Origin of the sequence: Chamaesiphon sp. (assembly GCF_041738855.1) — a bacterium.
Lineage (GTDB): Bacteria > Cyanobacteriota > Cyanobacteriia > Cyanobacteriales > Chamaesiphonaceae > Chamaesiphon.
Genome location: NZ_JBGSPA010000131.1, coordinates 102,431 through 125,960, shown reverse-complemented (window position 1 = coordinate 125,960; position 23,530 = coordinate 102,431). Strand labels below are relative to the sequence as shown.

The 23,530-nt window shown below is 44.3% G+C and carries 17 protein-coding genes; 4 read left to right on the top strand and 13 right to left on the bottom strand.

Translation table 11 applies throughout. The features are described from left to right. The first annotated feature begins 20 nt into the window (after positions 1–20). The 4 genes from ACEW9I_RS12560 (at position 21) to ACEW9I_RS12545 (ending at position 5,108) form a co-directional block, all read left to right on the top strand. Positions 21–1,217: a hypothetical protein gene (locus ACEW9I_RS12560; RefSeq protein ID WP_373540672.1), complete on the top strand. Its 1,197-nt coding sequence runs from the start codon at positions 21–23 to the stop codon at positions 1,215–1,217. Positions 1,218–1,238: 21 nt separating this feature from the next. After that, positions 1,239–2,411, top strand: coding sequence for an OpgC domain-containing protein (opgC, locus tag ACEW9I_RS12555; RefSeq protein WP_373540671.1), 1,173 nt, complete (start codon positions 1,239–1,241; stop codon positions 2,409–2,411). Positions 2,412–2,584: 173 nt separating this feature from the next. Then, positions 2,585–3,871 carry a DUF3131 domain-containing protein gene (locus ACEW9I_RS12550; RefSeq protein ID WP_373540670.1) on the top strand — a complete coding sequence of 429 codons (1,287 nt, stop codon included), beginning with the start codon at positions 2,585–2,587 and terminating at the stop codon, positions 3,869–3,871. After that, a complete protein-coding gene (locus ACEW9I_RS12545; protein WP_373540669.1) occupies positions 3,855–5,108 on the top strand; it encodes an SGNH/GDSL hydrolase family protein in 1,254 nt (417 codons plus the stop codon). The genes ACEW9I_RS12550 and ACEW9I_RS12545 overlap by 17 nt, the downstream gene beginning before the upstream one ends. Before the next feature lie 342 nt (positions 5,109–5,450). Here the strand turns inward: ACEW9I_RS12545 and ACEW9I_RS12540 are convergent, their stop codons facing one another. From ACEW9I_RS12540 to ACEW9I_RS12480, 13 genes are all read right to left on the bottom strand, one after another. Further along, positions 5,451–6,248, bottom strand: a complete 798-nt coding sequence (locus ACEW9I_RS12540; protein WP_373540668.1) for an anti-sigma factor antagonist — start codon at positions 6,246–6,248, stop codon at positions 5,451–5,453. Between the two features lie 63 nt (positions 6,249–6,311). Then, positions 6,312–7,601: an ATP-binding protein gene (locus ACEW9I_RS12535; RefSeq protein ID WP_373540667.1), complete on the bottom strand. Its 1,290-nt coding sequence runs from the start codon at positions 7,599–7,601 to the stop codon at positions 6,312–6,314. A gap of 35 nt (positions 7,602–7,636) precedes the next feature. Further along, positions 7,637–8,005, bottom strand: coding sequence for a response regulator transcription factor (locus tag ACEW9I_RS12530; RefSeq protein ID WP_373540666.1), 369 nt, complete (start codon positions 8,003–8,005; stop codon positions 7,637–7,639). Between the two features lie 26 nt (positions 8,006–8,031). Beyond that, the gene (locus ACEW9I_RS12525) at positions 8,032–9,279 is read right to left on the bottom strand and encodes an ATP-binding protein (protein ID WP_373540665.1); all 1,248 of its coding nucleotides are present in this window, start codon (positions 9,277–9,279) and stop codon (positions 8,032–8,034) included. 54 nt (positions 9,280–9,333) lie between these two features. After that, a complete protein-coding gene (locus ACEW9I_RS12520; protein ID WP_373540664.1) occupies positions 9,334–9,921 on the bottom strand; it encodes a heme NO-binding domain-containing protein in 588 nt (195 codons plus the stop codon). Positions 9,922–10,033: 112 nt separating this feature from the next. After that, a complete protein-coding gene (locus ACEW9I_RS12515) occupies positions 10,034–11,764 on the bottom strand; it encodes a glycoside hydrolase family 9 protein (protein WP_373540663.1) in 1,731 nt (576 codons plus the stop codon). Beyond that, positions 11,761–14,067, bottom strand: coding sequence for a glycoside hydrolase family 2 protein (locus tag ACEW9I_RS12510; protein ID WP_373540662.1), 2,307 nt, complete (start codon positions 14,065–14,067; stop codon positions 11,761–11,763). The genes ACEW9I_RS12515 and ACEW9I_RS12510 overlap by 4 nt, the downstream gene beginning before the upstream one ends. Positions 14,068–14,268: 201 nt before the next feature. Beyond that, a complete protein-coding gene (locus tag ACEW9I_RS12505) occupies positions 14,269–16,245 on the bottom strand; it encodes a glycosyltransferase family 2 protein (protein WP_373540661.1) in 1,977 nt (658 codons plus the stop codon). Between the two features lie 251 nt (positions 16,246–16,496). Then, positions 16,497–20,777 (bottom strand): DUF3131 domain-containing protein, encoded by a 4,281-nt coding sequence (locus ACEW9I_RS12500; RefSeq protein ID WP_373540660.1) that lies wholly within the window; start codon positions 20,775–20,777, stop codon positions 16,497–16,499. 357 nt (positions 20,778–21,134) lie between these two features. After that, the gene (locus tag ACEW9I_RS12495) at positions 21,135–22,604 is read right to left on the bottom strand and encodes a DUF3131 domain-containing protein (protein WP_373540659.1); all 1,470 of its coding nucleotides are present in this window, start codon (positions 22,602–22,604) and stop codon (positions 21,135–21,137) included. Between the two features lie 66 nt (positions 22,605–22,670). Next, on the bottom strand, positions 22,671–22,838 hold the full coding sequence (locus tag ACEW9I_RS12490; RefSeq protein WP_373540658.1) for a hypothetical protein: 168 nt from the start codon (positions 22,836–22,838) through the stop codon (positions 22,671–22,673). Then, positions 22,802–22,882, bottom strand: a complete 81-nt coding sequence (locus ACEW9I_RS12485) for a hypothetical protein (protein ID WP_373540750.1) — start codon at positions 22,880–22,882, stop codon at positions 22,802–22,804. The genes ACEW9I_RS12490 and ACEW9I_RS12485 overlap by 37 nt, the downstream gene beginning before the upstream one ends. Beyond that, positions 22,869–23,510 carry a GAF domain-containing protein gene (locus ACEW9I_RS12480; protein WP_373540749.1) on the bottom strand — a complete coding sequence of 214 codons (642 nt, stop codon included), beginning with the start codon at positions 23,508–23,510 and terminating at the stop codon, positions 22,869–22,871. Before ACEW9I_RS12480 ends, ACEW9I_RS12485 begins: the two co-directional genes overlap by 14 nt. Positions 23,511–23,530 lie beyond the last annotated feature (20 nt).

Genomic DNA, 23,530 nt, shown 5'->3' with positions numbered 1-23,530 from the left:
CCATAATTCAGATGCAGAAGATGAAATTTCTACCAGTTTTCCGCCGATTTCCACCTTGGCAACAAATATTAGCGACGGGGAGTGTTTCGGCATATTTTCTCCTCAAAACTACCGGATCGTTTGCCACAACGGCAGCTGAGATCGTTGGCTCTAGCAAGATCTCATTCGATCGAAGATCGTCGCCACAACTGATAGCTGGTGCGGATAACTTCAATCCCGATCTGAAAGTACTACCACCAAAAGAATCCATCCCGCTACCACCATCTCCATCACCACTAAATCAGGCAGCACCTTTACCTGGAGCTAATTCTGGCTCGGCTGAAAGTCCAGGCGTAAAGCCTGTTACTGCTGGGGCACCTGTGGCGGTGTTAGAGGGACTGCAACCCAATATTCGTAACGATTGGAATAACTCTGGTCAAGTTAACCGGACGATCGAATCAACAGCAATATTTCGGATCGATAATGGCGATCGGCTCTTATTCACAACTGGTTACAACACTTACGAACAAACAGATACAAAAACTGCCACTAATATTCCAGTGGGGATTAATTGGGAAACCAAAATTAACTCGCTCAAAATTAGTCCGGGAGTTGGCATCGATGTATTAAACGGATCTACTATCCCTACTTTTAATCTCAAGGTGGATTATCCTCTGCTGACGGGATTAACTGTATCTGCCGATCTGCAACAAGGGGCTTACAAGTTTAATGCCAAAACTATCAACAATCAAATTTCAGCATTGCGCTATGGCCCATCGATATTTTGGCAAATAGATAAAGACATGTCCTTATTTTCATCCCTAAAATTAGGCAGCTATAGCGATAACAACCAGGAACAACAATCATTTAGCCGGGTCGAACGCAAGTTTGGTGAATTTTCTGTAGCGGGTAACTTGTTTACCTGGAATTATAAAAATCCCACTGACAAAGGCTACTTTGCGCCGCCAGATTTTCTGGTTTATACAGGTGAAGTTGCCTGGGAAGGTAGTGTGATTCGAGATCTGCTCAGTTGTCGGCTTTCTGCTAGTTTAGGCGGTCAGAATGTCAATGCCACGAGTTCTGATGCTGGCGGCTATCAAACCAAGTGTACAGCGAAGCTATCGCCCTATATTGAAGCGGATCTCGGTTATAGCTTTAGTAATGTCAAAAGTACCGTCCCCGTAATTAATAATGCAAATAGCCAGTCTATTAGTGGTCAGATTCGGGTGAAATTTTAGTCAAATTAAGTTGTAGATATTATGTCGATTATCGCTCCGCCAGTTGCTCACCCAGATTTAACTTCACCTACTAAGCGTCATAAGTTATGGCAGTACGATCCCGAACTTTATGGAAAACGCGATCTGCGGATCGATTTTTTGCGTGGCGTGGCGATCGTGTCGATGGTAGTCAATCATCTAGAATGTCGCTCGTATTTTAATAATATTACTCAAGGACATATCTACGCAAGTTCGGCAGAAGGATTTGTGTTTCTATCTGGCTTCGTGCTGGGATTTGTGACTTTACAACGAATTGATAAAATTGGCTTGACATCGGCAATGCAGAAGTTACTAGAACGAGCGAAGGTATTATATTTCACTAGCTTTATCTTGATTGCTGGGTTGGGATTGTTGAGTATTGTCGCATCAGGAATGACTAGACCGAGTTTCGATCGCGCGCCTGGAGAGTGGTGGCAAATTTTGTTAGCAGCCGCTACGCTCCACCTCGCTCCGCCGATCGTCGATATTTTACAGCTATATGTATTGTGTTTACTTGCTTCCCCAGCAATATTTTGGTTACTTAGAAGGGGCTTATTAGTACCGTTATTAACTGCTTCTTGGACATTGTGGTGGATTCAACAGGTTCATCCCTACTCATTTAGTTTTCAACCACTCGATCGCGCTCACCCGTATTTTGTCTTTAGTACGTGGCAGATCCTCTACGTGTATGGTGTGGCGGCGGGTTATCACAAGGATAAATTAGCCAAAGCATGGAAACGGTTACCAAAAGTCCCGCTAGTCTTGGGGATGATGGCGATCGTGGTTGCAGCTCTAATCGCTGCACATTTCGATCTCCAAATGGGAACGTGGCCTGAGAAGGTGCAAGATCGAGCGTTGTGGTTGCGGTTAACCGATCGGAGTATTAATGGCCCGATTCGATTGGTAACGCTACTGGGCTTATTTTCGCTGATGTTTATGGCTGTAGACAGGTTTTGGGTACCATTGTCTAAAACACTAGGTAATTTGCTGATTCCGCTGGGTCAAAACTCGCTGTATGTCTATATTATTCATGTGCCTGTGACTTTAATCTGGTTTATGATTCCAGGTTTGATTCAGGGGAGTACTTGGTTTGTTAGTCTAGCTCAAGCGATCGCGATCGGGTTGTGTTGGTTGATGGTGAAAAGGGAAGTTTTATTTAAAATTATTCCGCGTTAAAGCGATCTTATGACATTGAGGTAGAGACAATTCATGAATTGCCCCTACCTCAATCGAAGTAGAAAAAAGGCTACGCCAACACATTCGTTCTGCTTGGTGCGCTTCCATGGTCGGGTTCCCCGACCGGAGCGCACCCGCAACCCAACCTACAGTTAATTAAGGAACCCCAAACAATGGAAACAACACCTCGATCGATCGATCCCCGCTGGCAAGCCGTTCTCTGTATCGCGATCGGTTTAACTGGTATCGGCATAAACCAACTACTGACTTGGCAAGAGACTAGCGTCTTACCAGTACCCGTACAGCGCAGTGTACCGCTCACTGGAGAAGATCTTCAACTGGCGCGGAATGCTTGGAAATATTTTGAAACTAATCGACTCCCGACTGGACTTGTATCATCTGCGGCGAAATTTCCAGCTACAACGATGTGGGATGTTGCTAGTCAATTTGCAGGGATGACGGCGGCGCGGGAATTAGACTTCATCTCAGCGGTAGAATTCGATCGCTGGATGGCTCAAGCTCTGGGTTCTCTAGCTAAAATGCCGCTATATAAAGGCGAGTTGCCCAATAAAGCCTACAATGCTGCCACACTCCAACCAGTCAACTATGGCAAATTGGATCAAACCGAAGAAATTGGCTGGTCAGCGATCGATCTGGGTAGATTGGCTCTGTGGCTGGATATTATCGCCCATCGCTATCCCCAGCACCAAGCCGCCTGTAATGCAGTCACAGCCAGATGGAAACTCACTCGACTCGAAAGTCAGGGAAGTCTCATGGGTGCCCATATCAATAAGGGTAAAGAGGAGTGGAATCAAGAAGGACGGTTGGGCTACGAACAGTATGCCGCCTATGGCATGAAAAAATTGGGAGTGGTGGCAAAAAATGCCCTCGATCCCAAAGCACACGAACAGAATGTCGATGTCATGGGGGTGCAAATTCCCGCTGATACTCGCACTAGTTATCATAACTATGTCACTAGCGAACCTTATGTTTTAGATGGGCTAGAAACTGGATTTAAGGCGTTACCTGCTGAATATGCAGGGCGCGTATTGCAAGCACAAACCCGCCGCGCTCAGGCTACCGGACATTTTACCGCTTGGTCCGAGGACAATCTCGATCGCGCACCCTGGTTTGTGTACAATAACGTCCATGTCGATGGTCAAAATTGGAAAAGTTTGACTCCTTCCGGCAAAGATAGCGACAAATTTAGCACCAGCAGCACCAAGACGGCGGTGTCTTGGCAGATGTTGTTCCGCAATCGGTATACCGAACGCAACTACAAAGCTCTCCGGTGGCTAGCAGACCCCGATCGCGGTGTATTTGGCGGGGTATATGAAGGCACTCAAGCAATCAATCGATCGCTCACACTCAATACCAACGGTCAAATCTTAGAAGCAATCCTCTATAGTCACGTTGGTTCGATTCCTTTGGAGGACTGGGCGTATGGTAAATCGCGATAAGCAACGCGGCGCGAATAATTTCATACCCCCCCAAACCCACTTGGAAAGTGGGTTTGGGGGGGTAAACCTCCGCAAATATATTGCTGGGTATCTACTGGGATCGATCGGTATTAGTTGTTGTATTTTGGATACACAGCCGCTAGTTGCTAATTCATCACCTCCACCAACTTTATCGAAAGAGTCCCAACTTCCATCCAAAAAGTTGCCTAAGGTTGTCTTCTTTGGCTCTAGTAGTACGGTAGGATTTGGAACTACTAGAGGCGATCGGCGTTGGACGACACTATTATCGCGGTATCTAGGTTGGGAAGAAATTAATGAAGGATTGTCTGGATCTACTGTTTCCACTGCGCTTCGCAATGGCGAACTCGCCTCGGTACCATCGGGATTAGAACGCTGGCGAGAAAATGTATTATCGCGTAAACCAGATCGAGTCGTTATCCTTTATGGGGTTAATGATGCGTTTCGGCGAATTACCTTGGGGACTGCGATGCAAAGTGGCACCTATAGCGGCGATTTAACGAAGATGTTGACGGAGATGGCGCAGGAATTTAAGCCGCACCAGCTAATTATTAGTAGCTCCCAACCCAATCAAGCTACACTCGATCGACGGCAAGATTACGATCGCGTATTACAATCAACCGCAAAGCAAATCGGTAGTTATTTTCTCGATGCGGGGAATGAAGCTTTCCCACCCTCAGATCTGGCTGATTATTCGGCTGATGGCTTACATCTGAATAATTTGGGTCATGCTGTATTTGCCTCTTATGTGGCAAACAAGATGGTCGATATAGGTATAGAACCTGCGCCTGCACAAGCTCAGGGTGGTAATAATTTCCAAAAAGAAACGCAACCATTACCTGGTGGTTTTTTGTATATCGATCTCCTCGATCCACTCACTTTCGGGCGAGTACGATCGATCGAGACCAAATGGGTAGCTCCAGGACGTGCGAGAATTGCGATCGTCCGTCCCGATGGGCGAGGTGGCTATGAAGCCATCTATCGGACTTCGATCTTGAACGTTACGGCTGGAGTTTCCCGAATTAAGGTGCCCAACTGGTGGGTGCTGGATGACGATCGATTGGCTGTATGGACTGAAGGCAACTGTTTGGGTGGCTACGAACTCCCACCAAACACCAGCGGTCATCTAGCAGCCCCTCAAGGTCATATCATCCGAGACATGACTGCAAATCGCGGTCGCTTGGCTCACCAAGCTCTAGCAATCTACACCATTCCTTAACGAATTAACTATTTATAGCAGTCGCCAGATCGCTCAGGACACTCTAGATTCAGTCCGTGAAGCGAAAAGTGCGGTCTTGGGGTTTCCCCGTCTTGACTCACCTTTTTTGACGGGGAACCCGTCCAAAGGTGAGTCGCAAGTGGAGCACCTTTTCAAGACAGGCGGACTTTGCATCACTAGCGACGATGTGCGGATGGAACCTTTGCTGAGGTCTCCTCGTGCTAAGCGTTCCACCAAGCAGCGGCTCGCGCTCCTCGGCTTTGCCGAGGGTTTAGCGAATCAAGACAAGACAAGACAAGACACAATCGTTGTGTCCTAACAGCCTTGGCGATCGCCATATCATTAATTATCGATTTTATGAGTGCTGTAAAATTCTGTTGGGCTAGGGAAAATTTCAAAAATTTCATCCATACTGCTCAACTCGAACAAAATTTTAATTTGGCGATCGATCGAACAAATGGATAATTGACTATTAACTTCGCGCACCTTTTGAGAAGCCAATACCAAAGCTGCTAATCCAGAACTATCCATGAAGGTGAGATTTTGACAATCTAGCAGTACATTACTAAATCCAGCATTGGCAATTTCAATAATCTCTCGTCGCAATTGGCTACAGTTAGTTACATCCAGAACACCAGTAGGTTGAATGACTTTGACAGGTGCGGCGCGACAAGTCACCGCTCCAGTAGTTGGTTGGACTTGCGATGTCACAGGTTGCAAAGACGATCCTATCGCTCGTTCGAGTTCTTGAGCGTATCTAGTTATCATCATTGTCTGTTTTTCTAAGCGGGTAGAAATCGCCTCACGCAGTTCTCCTGGCGTAAATGGTTTAGTGAGATAATCATCGGCTCCTAAAGACATGCCTTTGCGGAAATCGGCTTTAGTCGCTCTAGCAGAAAGAAAGATAAACGGAATTTTGAGCGTGTCGGGATCTTGACGCAGCGCAACTAGCACATCATAGCCATCGAGTTCGGGCATCATGACATCGCAAATAATTAGATCGGGATGATGCTCTTGCGCTAATTGCACGCCAATTCTGCCATTTTCGGCTATTAAGACATCAAATCCTTCTAATTCTAAAATTTCTTGAATATTTTCACGAATTTTAGTGTCGTCTTCGATCGCGAGGATAGTAGTCATAATAAATACAAGTTTAGTTTATAGTTAATTAAAAATCTATTACATTAGAAATATGAAAAAAGTTCAATTCAGTTCATAAAATGACTTATCATCGGTTTTATCGCATTCTAAGTTGGCGGAAACCTCCGGCGCACAAGCTGCTGCTTTAGCAATTGGTAAATTGACAATAAAATTGGTGCCAACACCAATCTCACTAGTTATGCTAATCGAGCCACCGTGGAGATCGACACATCGTTTGACGATCGATAAACCCAACCCAGTTCCTTGAATGTTATTAACATTGCTGCCGCGATGAAATGCTTCAAATAAACTGACGCGATCTGCTTCAGAGATCCCAATACCACAGTCGCTAACTCGAAAGGTAATATTGCTGGTATTAACTTGGATATCAAACTCAATTTTGCTATCAGGGAATGAATATTTGATACCATTTGAGAGGAGATTAGTCAAAATTTGACGAGTTAATTTTGGGTCGAGCCAGATGAGCAATCCATCGCTAAGATCGATATTTAAATCTAGACTAGATATTGTCATTACAATTCTATTTTCGACATCTTTGCTAATTACCAATTCATCGACTAGATCCTGACAAAATACAATTAAATCAAAAGCAGATCTTTTGCAACTTAGTTTGCCAGCATCAGTTTGGTTGATAAGGAGAATATCTTCCAGCAAAGTGGTCATGTGTTTGACTGAGCTTTGAATTTGTCTGAAATGTTTGCGTTTTTTAGTAATATCTAGCTTGTGGTCATAATCTTCCAACAAACCAGCAGAGGAAGAGATAATTCCTAATGGCGTGCGAAACTCATGAGATGCTGTGTTAATAAACCGAGTTTTAAGTTCGTTGAGTTCTTGTTCTTTAAGCAATTCTTGATGAGTTTCTAGTTGTTTTTTGGTAATTGTAGCAGCCTGTTGCTTCGCTTTGGCTAGGGCAATATTTTGCATATCTAGGCGAAACAACAGATCTTGCGTCGGATCGCGATCTAAAGAGTCAGCAAGTTTCAAAGATAGTCGATCTTTTTTTGTTGGGTCTCTAATTACTGGAGAACCGAGGAAGAGAATAATACCTGGTTCAAGATTTACCATTTGTCCTTTGAGTTTTATTCCAGTATATCGTGAAATTATTAAAAATACTGAATCTTGCTGAGATCTGATTTGCTCAAAGTCTGAACTAATAGCTGGCTTTTTTATGATAAAATGTTCGCCAAATTTGTTGTTTCCTTCAGGTGTACACGGGTGATTTTTCTGTAAAATTGGACCGAAATGAGTAATGTTAAGATCGCGATCGATCGCCAGATGAAAAGGGAATAATTTTGCAAATAGATCGGGAGACAGACAGAATCCAGGTGCCATACATATACTAAACTAAACTCATGACATAAGGTAAATTATGATTCAATCTGCATTGATTCGATCGCTTTGCAGATCTGTTTGGGCGTAAAAGGCTTAGTTAAATAATCATTCGCGCCTAATTTTAGACCTTTTTCGCGATCTTCATCTGTAGATTTTGCAGACAAAAAGATAAATGGAGTTTTAATGGTGGCTGGATTTTGGCGGAGAGAAGAAATTACGCCATAGCCATCGAGTTCGGGCATCATCACATCACAAATTATCAAATTAGGTTGTTGCTCGATCGCAAGTTGCAAGCCAATTTTACCGTTTTCCGCAGTTAGGACATTGAAATCTTCCATTTCTAAAATTTCTTGCAGATTTTCGCGAACATCATATTCGTCTTCGATTACTAAGATAGTTGTCATAAAGTTAGGGAATAGGGGTTATAGCTTTAATTTAAAGGTAAATTGACAATGAATGTTGTGCCAACATCGACTTCGCTAGTGAGATCGATCGTGCCACCATGTAGATCCACACATCGCTTGACAATGGACAAACCTAAACCCGTTCCAGGAATATTGTTGACATTGTCGCCGCGATGGAAGGATTGAAATAACCGAACTCGATCCTCAGTAGAAATGCCAATTCCTCGATCGGCAATTTGGAATGTAACTAATTTGGTAGTAAATATAATATCAAACTGAACTTGGCTATCACCCAGAGTGTATTTAATGGCATTAGAGAGCAAGTTAGTCAAAATTTGACGAACTAATTTAATATCCATAAACACCAAAAACTCTTCCCCCGCGCAGATATTTGCATCAGTATAAGTAATAGTCAAGTTAAAGCGACCTTCAGCATTGCTACTAATTTCGATTTCTTCGATCAGTTCGTGACAAAAAGCGATCGGATCGAATGACGAACGCTTGCACTCTAGTTTACCCGCATCTGTCTGATAAATTAACAAAATATCTTCTAACAGTGTTGTCATATGCTTGACAGCAGATTGTATCCTTTGCCAATGCTTGAGCTTTTTGGGTCGATCGAGTTTATGATCGTAATCTTCAAGTAACCCAGTCGATGAAGAGATAATGCCTAAAGGGGTCCGAAATTCATGGGAAGCAGTAGTAATAAATCGAGTTTTCAACTCGTTTAGTTCTTTTTCCTTAATTAATGCTTTGCGAATTTCGATCTTCTGTTTAGCTAGCTTATCCGCCAACCTTTTACTATCTTTCAAAGAAGTATTTTGGGCTTGGAGTAAAAATAGGAAATCAGCAAGCGGATCGTGAAGGGCAAAATCTGATACTTTGAGCTTAAAATCAGTCATCGCAGTTGGATCTGTAATCCACGGCGATCCTAGAAAGAGGATGACCTCTTCATAGTCGACAAAAACTATTTGACCCTTGAGTTGCATCCCATTGTGGCACGATTCTATTAAGAATAGCGATCTAGGATGAGCACGGATATTGTCAAAATTGGCTTCTACATTTGGTCGTTTAATAATAAAATGTTCTTCAAAATTCTTACAACTTAAAATATCAGGATATAAACGTTTAAGGATAGGTCCAACATGAACGATTTCTAAGTCGCGATTTATGACAATGTAAAATGGAAAAATCGTCGCGAACACATCAGGCAGTGGTGCAAAATCCGGTGTTGATACATATTCAGCAATAGTGACATTTTCTGAAAAATTCATTGTGGCATGACCTGTCTGAGATCGCTAGAAAAAAATAGTGAGTTGAAGTTTCGATTAGTTGTTATTGCTATAAAGAAATTGTTTGAATGGGCATTTAGGTTTATGGCCGATCGATAATTCCTGATGGTCGCTACCTCGATCTTTGCTATTGGTGAGCTGAATATCAACATCGGTATCGAATTTTTCCCCTAAACCTTTGAGCATTCCCACTACCATTGGTGTTAATCCAGGCCGATCTGAATAGTAATGTAGTTTGAGTGACTCCTGTTCTAGATCGGAACAGAGAAAGCTAGGTGGTTGCAGTTCGGGAAAACTTAAACCTACACGGGCATGAAGATTGTCAAGATTTTGCAGAAATTCAGGTAAATTATCACCTGCCATTTCTAGGAGCGAGCCAAACCCTTCACTCGCAGTAAAGAGCAACCAATATTTGCCAAATGCTTCTAAAATATCTGTTGCTGGCATTTCCATGACAGCACTAGCCGCATCGACGAGTCGATAGGTGATCTCATCTGGATAGACATCCATGCTAATAAAGGCTTCGATCTCCACTTCTGCCTTGACTTTAATTTTCTCCCAGGTTTCTTCATCATATTGGCTGCAAACCATATCTTCTAAGCCTTTATTCACCAATCCAAACATCAGCACTAGCTCCTTATGGAAAGTGGGTAGGTATTTAATCTAGCTACTATTTAGAGTACCCAGAATCCGTTCAGAGATTAGTACGCTCGTTGCGAATGTATCGCTTTTTGATTTATTCCTGAGCTGCTACCAGACTCATCAGCGCAATTAGCTCGGCGTTGTAGTCGATCGCGTACTCATTTGTAGCGTAAGATTTGTCATCATCCAGATAGCTGAGGATGCCGCGATGTTTGGGCGCAAGTCCATCTTGAGCATCATTGTTAGCTCCACCGACTAATAAGCCAGGAATATCGATCTTACGAGCGCGAGCAAAAATATGATTGACATGTCGAACTGGGTGGGTACCGATGCCAGTTACAAATGTTTGGTTAAATGGATTGCGCCCTAGTAAATAATCAATTTGGTCGATCGCGGCTTGGCGGTAGGCAGTCCCATCGGTCAATCGATAAGCTAATATTAGCGTCAGCCCATCTGTGGCTGTCATCTTGTTCGATCCCCAGATAAACCGATGATTTGCCAGATGATAGCCACTAGTTGAGACTTTTTTAACGAGTGCATCCGCTCGGTTGAGAATTTGCTGGGCGATCTTTGCTTTAATCTGGCTGGATTGGGGAATTTGGCTCTCACTTAGATAGTTGGCTATCCCCAGCGCGGAAGGATCTTTCCACTCAAATAGAGTGTAGTCAAATTTGGGTAAGTGCTGAAGAAAATATCGATCGAATTGGCTCTCTCTAGTGGTAATAAATAGCTCTGCTGCTGCCCACAATCGATCGTCGGTGTCGATTTTTAGGCTGGGTTCGGTATCAGTGGCGGATGCTAGATATTTACCAGAACCGCTATCGTCCCCATCAACCCAATCTACTTTCATCATGGATTGAGTCTGAAGATAGTCCCAAGCCCGTCGAGCTGCTTTCAAATACAGAGTAGATTGTTGGGGCTGTAGGGGAGCATATACCCGTGCCGCGATCGCCATTGCTGCGGCAAATTTCGCCGTCTCTGGAGTGGAGATGCCATAAATAAAGCGGGGTAGGCTATCTTCATCCGGCGCAACGATCGACGGCCACTTTTTACCAGATAGTTTACGATAAATCGCTCCATCCAATCGCTGCATCGACAACATCCAATCCAATCCCACGCGCATTTCATCGAGTAAGTCGGGGATACCATTACCACTTTCGGGGATAGTTAATTGGCGATCTGGGAATGCTTTGGGGTTATTCTCATATAGACTCAATAGTCGCCCAGTGGTGACTGCTGTGGTGCTGACATATTTGCCGTAATCTCCCGCATCATGCCAGCCACCTGTAGCTGGAATTGTTTTACCAGCTTGGTTTATAGGATCTTTGTGGGCGATGGCACCATCCCGAAGATGACAAGGCGCGTGGCGAATGCCTGTAACTGGATCGTCGATCGCGACACCACACCGTTGGAGATAATAGGATCGAAGTAGTTTAATTATTGGCTCTTGATAGACATTGGATGCGATCGAAAATGGATAAGACTCAATCGAGCCAGTGCGGAGAAAGTATTTACCTTGCTGCTGAATCTGGCTAAAGTCAATGGTTTGCAATCGATCGTTACTATCTCGATCGCGTACTGGCTGACTGGGGATAATGATTTGCACTGTCTGTTTGGTGGTGCTATCTACTAACTCAATTGGTTGCTTTGAGGTGTCACTGTTGACTAACAAGGCAACTTTTGGGCTATTAGGTAAATAACCTACCTGATTTACGACAATCTTGGCTGACGCGGCGGCGTGTAATTGAGTCCAATTTCCGCTAGTAATTATCAGGGAAAAAGCACCGACGAGGATGACTAGGAGACGGTGCGATCGATTCATCATAATTTTGTCACATCAAATTTAACGCTGTTTTCCCCCAATATTTTCTCCTGTGAATCAGTAACTCTAACTAATAGTTGATAATTACCACTCGCTAAGTTTGGAAGATTTAGTTTTTTAATCTGTTTACCACTATCTGGAATAATAGCGATCGCAATCGAGTCTTGCTCGATTATTTGATTGACTCGTTTTAATGTATACGTGAGTACCGCATTGGGCATCGATTTCCATAGATCGTTAATTAGCCATAGTTCTACAGGAATTGAATCACCAACTTTCCACTGTTGTTTAGTTAAAAAAATACTAGGTAAAATCGGTTGATAGGCACGTTTTAACATCTCGTAGCCTGGTTTCGTCTGTCGCCAATAGTCTACAATCCCCCAATTAATAGATGGCCAATCTTCGACAAACATAAACTGAAAAATCGCACTAACTGGCTGATAACGTTGTCTCCGATAAGATTCAGCGGCAAATTGAGTAAGTTGGGCTTGATATTGTTGTGTATTGTCGATTAACTCTTGGGTAGTTTTGCCTATTGGTACCTTGGCAATATTAAATGTTTCATGTGGTTGAAAATTATGATATTTCCATTTTTCTAGTTTGGCTGGAGTATTGGGGAATAGTTCGGCGGCTGTGAATATTCGTTCTAAGGAACTTAGATTCGGTAATGCTTGTGCGCCAAATTCGGTAATTAAGGGTTCTTTTGTGGGTTTGCCATAGTCTTGCCATTTTCCCGAATACCAACCGTACCAAGGGTGTTCTTGAGTGGTTGAGGCGAGATGTAGATGACGGGTGGAGTCGCGGGAGCGCAAACTGTTGTAAATTGTCTCGTCGAGGTAGCGATTTTGCTTGGGATTATAATCGGGATATTTATCTTTCATCCAGGTGGCATCCCACGGCGGTTCATTGTGAATGCTCCAGGCAAAAATTGAGGGATGGTTGTACAGCATTGTCACCATATCATTCGCCTGTTGCGTTGCTTCGACAACAAATTCGGAAGTATCGCTATAGCCCCATTGCAAGGGGAAATCTTGCCAGACTAATAAACCCATCTCATCGCATAAATGATAAAATTCTTCGGCTTCAATATGAGCGTGAACGCGGATGCTATTAATATTTGCTTGCTGCATCAGCTTGAGATCGATCGAGTATTTCTCCCGTGTCATCTCACTCAACCATTGAGAAGCGATATAATTAGTACCGCGCAAGAACATCCTTCGTCCATTCAATTCCCATGATTGAGATTGAGGATTGCGGCGAATTGTCCGAAATCCAAATGTGGTACTCGATCTATCTAATAATTTATTCTTAACTAATATTTGGGTATTTACTCTATACAAGTCTGGTTTGCCATGTTCCCATGTCCACCATAAATGTGGATCGGGCTTAGGTAGATCGACCGCGATTTGATTCGTACCTGGTTTTAAAATTTGCTCCTGAATTATGGGTGTATCGATCGTATCCTGAAAATTAATTGGTTGGAGTTGCAATGATAATTTGACTGCCTGCGGTTTGGCAGTGTGATTAATAATTGTCAGATCGACATGGGCGATCCCATTTTGCAAACGACCGTCTAATTTCGGGGTAACTTGTTGTTGAGTAATTGCGACTCGATCGGATATTTGTAGAGATACAGGTGCCCAAATTCCGCCTGTATTCTGTTCTTGTCCGCGTACCGACCATGCACCACCTGGGCGGGTATCATGATGATTTAAAACACCTTTAATAATTCGTTTGTGCAATGACCAAACTTTCTCTGGTTCTTCAACTGGACTATTCACTTTTACTACTAAGATATTCTCGGTCTCATATTTTAGTTGCTCGGAGACAACAAATCGGAAGGGTTGAAAATAGCCCTCGTGAAATCCTAAATAATGACCATTGAGCCACACATCACCAGTATAATCAACACCATCAAAGACTAATTGAATGACTTTGCCTTTTAAGGATCGATCGATCTGAAAATGACGACGATACCAAACGACTCCAGATAGATCTTGCCCTTGCAAAAACCAATTACCAGGAACTTGGATCGATTTCCAATTACGGTCATTGAATGTTGGTAGATAAGCATTGTCTGGTTGCAGATGACCTGATGCAAATTTCCATTCGCCACCTAATAAAATTGAGGCTGGAATAGTTAAACTTGGTTTAGTTTCTAGCTGTGCTGGATTGGCGACGGTAGGGGTAGAATGAATTGCGATCGTCAAACTGATACCGAGGATGAATAGTAATGCCCAGATCGATCGAACAAATGGGAATCGTCGGAGGAGAGAATATAAGTTATGTTTCCAATTAAAATTCACGATCGATCTAATTCCTTGGAGGATGCTTAAGAATTTGAGTTACTGCGTAGATCTATCTACCCACCCCGCCCTACGGGCACCCCTCCGAGGAGGGGATTTCCTCCCTCCCTTTATAAGGGGGATTGGGGGGGGGTAACAGATATCAGTCGAAGTCAAGATTTTTGGGCTAAACAGAAGGTGAAGCCTACCCACCCATCCACCCTAACCCTCCTTCGGTTGCCAAACAGCAGCCCGAATAACTACCGATAGTAGCAACAAATTATAAATTGCCCATCCAGCATTAATCGCATAAAGTGGCACATCAGTTAGAGTACCCATCGCAAACCGAACTAGACACCAAAGGATACCCAAAATTGTCAAACCACAGACAATTAATTGAGGCATCACTAGATTGAGATAAATTCCTGATTGGCGTTCCTTGGGAGTGACTTTAAATTTAATCGATCGCTTGGTAAAGACACTCAGTACTGCTTGAATAAATAGAGGAAATAACGCGATCGCATATTGTTCTGCTCGCCAGACTTCGCTGGCAGGAATTCCCCATGTCACCATTAAAAACGTCAGGCGATTAATAATAAATGCAGGTGCAAAATGGATGATGAAATCTGCCCCGTAAGTATGAATCGGTGTAATCCCAGTAAAGAAGAAAATAATCGGACAAGCAATCAAAATAACAGTAGCAAAGCCCGAAAAGTAACTGTACATCGTCTGAAAATACTGGAGCCGTTGCCAGAAGCTCAGTCCGGGCTTAGTCCAGGGATTTTCTTGGACTAATACCTGAATCGTCCCCTGTGCCCAGCGGAGCCGCTGTTGGAGGGTAGAAGCGAGGTCGTCGGGTGCCAATCCTTCGGCGAGCAGTTCGTGATGATAGACTGATTTCCAGCCGACTCCATGCAGCCGCATCGCGGTATTCATATCTTCAGTAATACTGCTACTCGACATCCCGCCAATCAGTGTAAAGTCTTTGAGTAAATCTTTATTTTGGGCGACAGCTTGGCTGAAATATTTTAGCCCCACACTTACTAGAGCTTCGCGACGTAAAATGGCATTAGTACCTGTATAAAAAGCTGAATTTAAACCATCTTTACCTTGTTGAATTGGGCCGTAAAAAAGATGGGCGCGATGTCCATAAGGATCGCCCGCTGGGATATTATAGAAATCTTGAGGTGTTTGGACTAGGGCGATGCGATTGCTGTCATAGTGACCAGTCGCGAGATTGTAACTATAGAAATAGGGTAAAACTCGCTGGAGAAATTGCGGTTTGGGGATATGATCGGCATCGAGAGTGAGAATAAACTGTCCGGTTGTATCGCCAGAAAAAAGAGCGTAGTTGATATTGCCAGCTTTAGCATAATGCGGTTGACCCTGTGGTTTGGGACGGGCAATATAGCGACAGCGAGTAATTTCGGTAAATTCCAGCTCTTTTTGTTTAATTGCGGCGATTAGTTCTTGTTCTTCATTATTTAGTCGCTCTCGGACGCTAAGATGTCTTCCATGAGTGAGGGTCATAACTTGATGGAAGACTTGCAAAAAGCGATCGGATGTATTTGGCTCATTCCGTTCTGGAAGCGTAGCGACAAATGTTTCAGCGGCTTGAGTGTCGCCTGTCAATTCGCGAATCTGTTTGAGTCGTTCTCGTAATTCTAATCGCTCGAATTTAATCCGTTGTGCTTCTACTTGGAGTGGTGCGGATTGTAGGTCTTCCAAACAGAGTTTTTGGGCGAGAGTTCGCATTTCTAGTGAGTTGCCATCATCGAGGATGTATATCCGCAATTTGGTGATGGGATAATCGATGGCGAGGGCGGCTCTAGCGGTCTGTTCGACCATTTCGGGGGGTTCGTTGTAGCAGGTGATAAATACGTCTACTGTGGGCCATTCTGTCTCTGGTAACGGTGGATTTAGGTAGGGTAAGGATTTGATTTGGCGTTCGAGGGGTCGCCACAAGCCGATCGTAAACATGGCTCCACCGATATAGCTATATATTTCGGCACATAATAAGGGAATCGATAGCCAGAGTGCTTGGAAGTCGAGGGAGTGAAAGATGCGCCAGTAGAGGTACCAAGCACCTAAAATCAGGTTGATTTCGGCGAGATAGCGGAACCACAGGGTGCGTTTGCTGAGGTGGGATTGGGAGTTACCTGGGAAGTTTTGGGTTCGATCGATCGTCGATGTAGTCATAATTTGTCACCCTTTTAATATTTTATTTTTTGAATTTATTAACATCGTGTCGAGAGTATTTGGAAAGTTGTCTTTGATACTCGCAGTTGGTGTAAATCCCCCAAACCCCCCTTTTTAAGGGGGCTAAGAGCCGGATTCAAAGTCCCCCTTGGAAAGGGGGATTTAGCGGATGCAATCACGCGGAGGATACCTGGCGCATGTGTTGCACCAAGCAGGGGGATTTCTAGGATTGTCGCTACAGCAAACAACCCCTATAGAACGATCGGACGATCGCCTCTCGCTCGATATAATAAACCTTCCAAAATTGAGGCATTGGTATTGATGTCGACGGCATCATTTTTACCAAGCTTTGGATTTTCATATAGTCCTGTAAAATAGCCTTTTTTGGGGTGACTGAGGTTTTGGAAAGTCGATCTTAACTTTTGGGCATAAGTATCGTCCGGCATCAGAAAACTCCAACCAAAAGCTGCTTTGGTACTAGCAAATTTGTATTGTGGATAAGACCGATTACCATCAGCGATAGCTTCCCAACTTTTGCCATTAGCATAGACACTGTAATATATAAAAAATGGTGGTTTGCGAATGGAGTCTTCATTCACAGCAGTTAGAATCCCGGTGCGTTGAAATCGCTGCGCCTGAACTTTAAGTAAGTTTTGAACTTGAGGTTTTACCTCATCATTCCATCCAAGTTCTAATCCCCAGAATAGGTAAGGATCGTTTGTGAGATAGTTACTAGCTCCAGAATTTTTGAGATTGCGCCGATCGACTTGTAAGGGAATTCCATCGATCTGAACTGTTTCGACAGGTGGTTTATCCAATGCCTCAACAGCCTGCAAATTCCAAAGTTGTAAGCTTCTAGCTGCATATTGTTCGTAACCTAATCGTCCCTCCTGGAAGTAATTAACTACCCCCTTTTTAGCTGGAATACCACCATAAATTAGACCGTTTCTAACTAGTTTTTGGAGATCCCACCGAGCGACTATTTTATTCACTCGATCGGTATATTCTGGATACTTAGTTCTCAAAACGTGCAATCCTAGCAAGAACCGACTCGCATCCAATCCCGACCAACCGCTACTCCCTTTGGGATCGGGAGTATTATTGAGCTTCCGCATTTGGGTGGTGGTGGTGCTATAGGCTTTATTCGGTAATTTAGTGCTGGGTAATGGCATAGTTTCCAAGGTCGAAAGGAATGTTTTTGCCCACTGGTTGAAACGGTCTGGGGAAATTAATCCCAATTGTCTGGCAGCGTGGATGCCCATGATGGCACTGCCTTGATCCCACCAAGTCGTCCAGTTATACTGGTCGGTGGAATTGACCAGACCCGTCTGCTTTACCAAATTACGCTCGAAGTATTTCCAGGCGATTTTAGCGGCAATTCCATCTAAGTCTTTTAAGGATTGGTTTGTTTCCGGTATCTTTGGTTTCGTGTCTAGCGGTTTTTGTTCTATTTGTCGTGAGATTATTACATTTTTAGGTGCTACAGCTCCACCTTGCTTTGGGACTTTAACAGCTTGAGGCGATTTCGTTGTACCTTGATTTGTGGTAGTTGCAGCAGCTTTTGGAGCTTTTGGCAGGATGGGTGGTGGCGGTGGTGGCGGTGGTGCAGATGTGGGTGTATTTTCCGCTGGCGGTTCTTGATATCCAGGGGGTAAAGGCTGCTCCTCGCTAAGTGGTGGACGACTCCCAGGAGGCAAAGGATCGCCTAGTTTGGGTAGTGCTGGCGGTGGTGGTGGTGGCGGAATCAATGACACTTCAACGGCAGTAGCGACGGCAGGTGTAGATGATATCCAATAGCTACCGCCGATTTCCGCCACAAATTCAGCGGTTTGACCGACTTTACGTGGTAAACCTTGTCCCGTGCCAGCCGACACAGCTTGCCACCAGGGAGTATTCATGTCGGTGTTGGGACGGATGAGGGATTTGCGATCGACTGATTTGAATAGCAGAGCCTCAAGTATCATGCTATTGGTACTACTGGTATAAGTTGTAACCGTCGTCCCCGTTTTGTCGTAAAAGCCCTCATAGTAGCCGTTGTAAGGATCGTAGAGATCGAGAGTGGCTCGCCAGAGTTCGAGCGCGTAGGGATCTTCAGGGAACAACGCATAGGAAGCAATTGCCGCAGCAGTACTAATCAACCGCGCATCGGGCATCGATTTACCATCGTCACCCAGTGTTTCCCACGCGCGACCTTTACCGATCGCGGTACTATGCAGGATGTACGGTTTAGACTCGATCGCATTAGTGGTAGAAGTAGTCAAGACATTGGTGCGCCGATAGCGTTCTGCTTGGGCTTTGAGTAGTGGCACGATCAATGCTCGCATCTGTGGATCTAGACCAAACTCCAAGCCGTAGAGGAAAAACGGGTTGGTAACAGTTTTGTTATTCTCTAGTGAAGTTTCTTTAGATTTGACACGTTGGACTGGTACCTGAAAACCTTCCAAAGAACCCATCTGATATTGTCCGCCTACCGCCGATTTATTCACATCAAATCCCCAGAGCTGAAATCCGCGTGCCGCGTACTCTTCATATCCCAGTCGGGTTTCCGGTTCTACCCGCGTCAACATCCGCCCATTGGCATCTCGTTTGACAACCGAACTATAGAGCGAACCATCGCGTACCACCCGTAAATACGACCAATCGAGCATAATTTTCTCGATCGCACTGGTATATTGTGGATAGCAAGTTTTCAAGCTATACAGAGCAGTCAGCAACCTGCCGACATCTAGAGATGACCAGCCCGTACCATCGGGGGTAGGATTATTGCCATAATCTACTAGTTGCATCGATTGGCTATTGTAGCTACGGTTGGGCAATTCGCCTGTAAATAGGGCGATTTTGGGCAGCATCCCCAACACCTTGCGGATGCGAGTATCGAATTGGTCGTCGGTTAACACATCCAGCCGCCGCGCCGATTGCAGTGCCGCCAGATAATCGCCCAAGCCCCACAGTGTCGAGCCTTTCATGAAATTGCGATCGTTTGGTAACCCCGTCGCTTCCATATTGACTTCAAAATATCGCCAAGCAGCTTGAGCGTAACGCTTTTCAGGCACACTTAGCGGCTTAGTTGGACGGGGACAAGTAGTTGCCCGCAGATTACCTACAGACGGAATTAAAGTCGCAGGTGCGGCAGATATTACTGGAGCCGTCGAGACTGTTGGTACTGAAGCAGTTGTAGATGCTGATGCGATTGGAGCTGGTGGAGTTGTGGGAGGTGCGCCACCGCTAATTAGTGGACGATTGCCCCTAGCTTTGTAATAGAGAATTTCTAAAATCAACCCATTAGTATTGCCTGTGAGGGATTTATTCGGCTGCTTAGTGGCTTCATAGAGTCCAGCATAGAAACCATTATTCGCCGGATCTTTGAGGTCTTTAACTGCATCAAAAATCTGCTTGGCATACTCATTATTTGGATATAAATATCGCCACCCAAAGGCAGCTTTAGTACTGATGCTCCGAAATTCGGGAATGGGTTTATTTTCATCTGTGATTGCCGCCCAATTTACTCCGTTTGAGTAGACTGTATTGTAAATAAAGTAAGGTGCTTTATCGAGGTTATCTTCAGATACCGCCGTGAGTTGTTTGGTATCTTGATAGCGACGTTTCTGGACTTCTAAAACTCTGGCAGCATAATCGCCGATTTCGCCTTGTAAGCCAAATTCTAGCCCATCGAGAATATAAGATTCGCTGACTACATAATTATTCGCATTGGTGGTTTGATAGTCACGAATATCTACTGGGATTTTCACTCCATAAATATCGATAAATTTAAATGGTTGAAAGGACAAGGCTTTAGGTGCTTTAAAACCCCATAGTTGATAGCCTCTAACGGCATATTCTTCATAACCGAGTCGTCCCTCTTGGACTAACATGGTTTTACCATCTGGCTTGACCATTGCACCATAGAGTTGCTCATCTTTGACGGATTTTGCCACCTGCCACTTAGCAACAACTCCAGTCAACCAATCATTATATTGAGGATGGCATGTACGCAGCACATGAAATGATGCCAACATCCGCCCGATATCTAATGCCGACCAACCAATACCACGAGGGGTGGGTTTATTACCATAGTCCACCATTTCTCCGGTCTTGGCGTTATATACTTTATTGGGTAAAGCTCCATCAAATAGTTGAATTTTTCCAATCCCTATCAAAAATTTATTGAGTTTTTGGTCGAATTCTGACTGGGGAATGATATTCAGCCAGCGGGCGGAATTTAGTGCCATTAAGTAATTGCCTAAATCCCAAAGGGTACCAGATGGATATCCGCCTGTGGAGTTGGCAAATCCTGTTTCTGGTTGATAATTGGCTTTAAAGTATTGCCAAGCAGTTCGAGCATAGCTTTCTTCCTCGGGGGTGAGTGGATCGATAATTGCACTGCACATGCTAGGTTTGGCAACGGGGTTTTGTGCCATGACTGATTCGGGTGGGAAAAATTGCAGTCCAAATTGCAAGCTGATTCCGACTAGAAATAGTGCTGTCCATTTTACCCATTTGGGTTGCAGTGTATGAAAGTTATCGATCCACATTTAGTTAGGAATTAAGAATTAAATAATATTTTTGGTGATGTTGCAAAGATCTACCCACCCGCACTATAAATGTGCTGCTCTACGGGCACCCCTCCGAGGAGGGGATTTTATCCCGGAATTTTGTAGGTTGGGTAGAGCGTAATACGAAACCCAACATCCAGACAATTGCTTGAGGCGTGCGTTGAGTTGAGGCACGAAACCCAACCTACAGATCTCATTAACTTAAATTCATCAGAGACATATATTCGATCGTTAAATGGAGATTGTTGGTGGGGGCGGGCGGGTTCGATCGAGAGATGACATAATTAAGCCGAAATGGTTGCATAAATCCGCTCATACAGATTTTGGTGTCGTTCGTTATTTATCGACAGTTTTTTTCGGTGGTTTTACGCCCGCCCAGATCGTTAATGGCTTGCCAATTTTTTTGTAGAGTAAACTCTGTAAAATCACACCGTTGTTATTGGCTGTTTGTGCTTTATTGGGTTCTTTTAAAACTTCATAAAAGCCGTTGTACCAACCACCTTCAGCATTAAGATTGGTTTGGACAAAGCCAGCTAATTTCTGCGTATAATCGCTGTTATATAATACGTGCCAACCGATCGCAGCCTTAGCACTCAAAAACTTTAATTCAGGATAATTTTCACGCTTATCGGTGATATTTGCCCAGGGTTTGCCATTGACAAAGAGAGAATTATAGACAAAATATGGGGCACGATCGAGATTATCTTCGGTCGCGGCTGTCAATTGGTTGGTGGCTAGATATCTGGCTTCCTGAGCAGCTAAGACTCGATCGGCATAAGCTTTTGGTAATGCTTGAAATCCAGTTTCAATCCCGTCGAGAATATACGGCTCACTGAGGACGTAGTTATTTGCGCCTGAATTGTCAAAATCTCGTTTGTCGTAGGGTACACCTTGACCGTAGATGCCGATGAAAGCAGTATTCGATCGAGTATCTAGAGCTTTGTTGACATTCAAACCCCACAATTTCAGACCGTAAGCGGCATAACTTTCATAACCCAGGCGACCTTCTTGGTTATATTCTTCTTTACCTTTAGTAACGGCAGTACCGAACATTTGACCATTCTTGACCAATCGCTGTACTTGCCAATATTTCCAGACTGCTTCGGTTTGGGGTTTTAGATGGGGATATTTGGATCCGACAATTTTGAGCCAGATCGCCATTCGTCCGAGATCGATCGCCGACCAGCCAATTTCCTGACGTTTGGTGAGTTGTCCGTAGCCGACGGGGATGAGAGTTTGGGAATTATAGACTTTATTGGGTAGTTGCCCTTTGTACAATGGCAGAGTTGCTAAAGTTTTGAGCGTTTGGCTGATTTTAGATTGGAATTCGGCAGCCGAAACCAGACCGAGTTCTTTGGCACTGACTAGCGCAGCGATCGCGGCGGCTTGATCCCACATCGTGACCGACTCAAACCCGCTGACGCTATTAACTAAGCCAGTCTTCGGTTGCCAATTTTTCTGAAAATATGCCCAAGCCTGACGTGCCATGAGCATTTCGGCTGGGGTCAAAGTGCTGGCAGTTATATTCATTGGTGCGAGTCTAGCGGACATCTCGACTGGTGGTAAGGATACGCCAGGATTGACGATCGAGCGAGGATCGAGATTCGCTAAGAGTTTGTCCTCTGGTTTCATCCCATCATTCTGGGGCGTAGCAGTTTTAGATTTAGCAGCCAATGAAGCATCATTTTGATGGAGATAAACTGATAAACTTTCCAATCCCGCGATCGCCAGAATTACCGTTACTACTCCACCGACAGCAGAGAGCATCGACCAGCCCAATGGTGGTGGTTTAAAATCAGAACTCATGACTTATTTACTCTGGTAGCTTTCTGATTTATTATTCCCACTAGTTGCAATAAGTACACACCTTGATTAATTTGAGTCTGCCATGCTTCGATTAAGGAGTGTTTCGATCGTCGCTACTAGTTGACTGAGTTTGACAGGTTTAGCCACATAGCGATCGGCTCCAGCATCTAGGCATCTTTGGCAATCGTCGGGCATGGCTAGGCTGTCAAAGCCACGATCGGCATCGTCGCGCACTCTGGGAGCTGGCGAATGCGTCTAGTTGCCTCAAAACCGTCCATCCCTGGCATCTGAATGTCCATCAAAATCAGATCGATGTGCTGCACAATGATGGATACAGATCGATCCCCACAACATTTGACCATTGAGCAATGGTACGACTAAATTTGCCTGTACCTGAAATTTGCCTAACAGCTCGATCTCATCATCATGCTTGGCTGCGGTAATATCAAAGTCGATCCCAGTCATACTACATGGACAATCTCGCTCATCCCGTTGTACCAATCCGTAGGCTTTGACGAAATGGATACTCCCGGGATGAATAACTCGAAATTCGGTATCGAATTCTGTCTGTCCCACGATAGCTTGTGCTAAGAGATCTTCAGTCGCAGCGCCATGTCTGAAGATCGTCAGCGCGGTAAGCGTCACCTTCGATCGCCCCCCAGCATAGATCGCGATCGTCGTTAGCTGTTCCAGCAGTTGGGCGTTTTCTGCTGCTAAGTGGGCTACCTGAGCGTTTAAAGCTTTAGTTAAATGATATTGAAGACTTTCATGAGTAACTAATCCCATCAAACAATTGAGATCGTCCACAACTGGTAAATGACGAATCTGGTGGCGATCGAGTAGATCGATGGCTACAGATATATCTGTAAAATCTGCGACCATCAAAGTGACGACATTTGTTCGCATCACATCGCGGATCGCGAGAT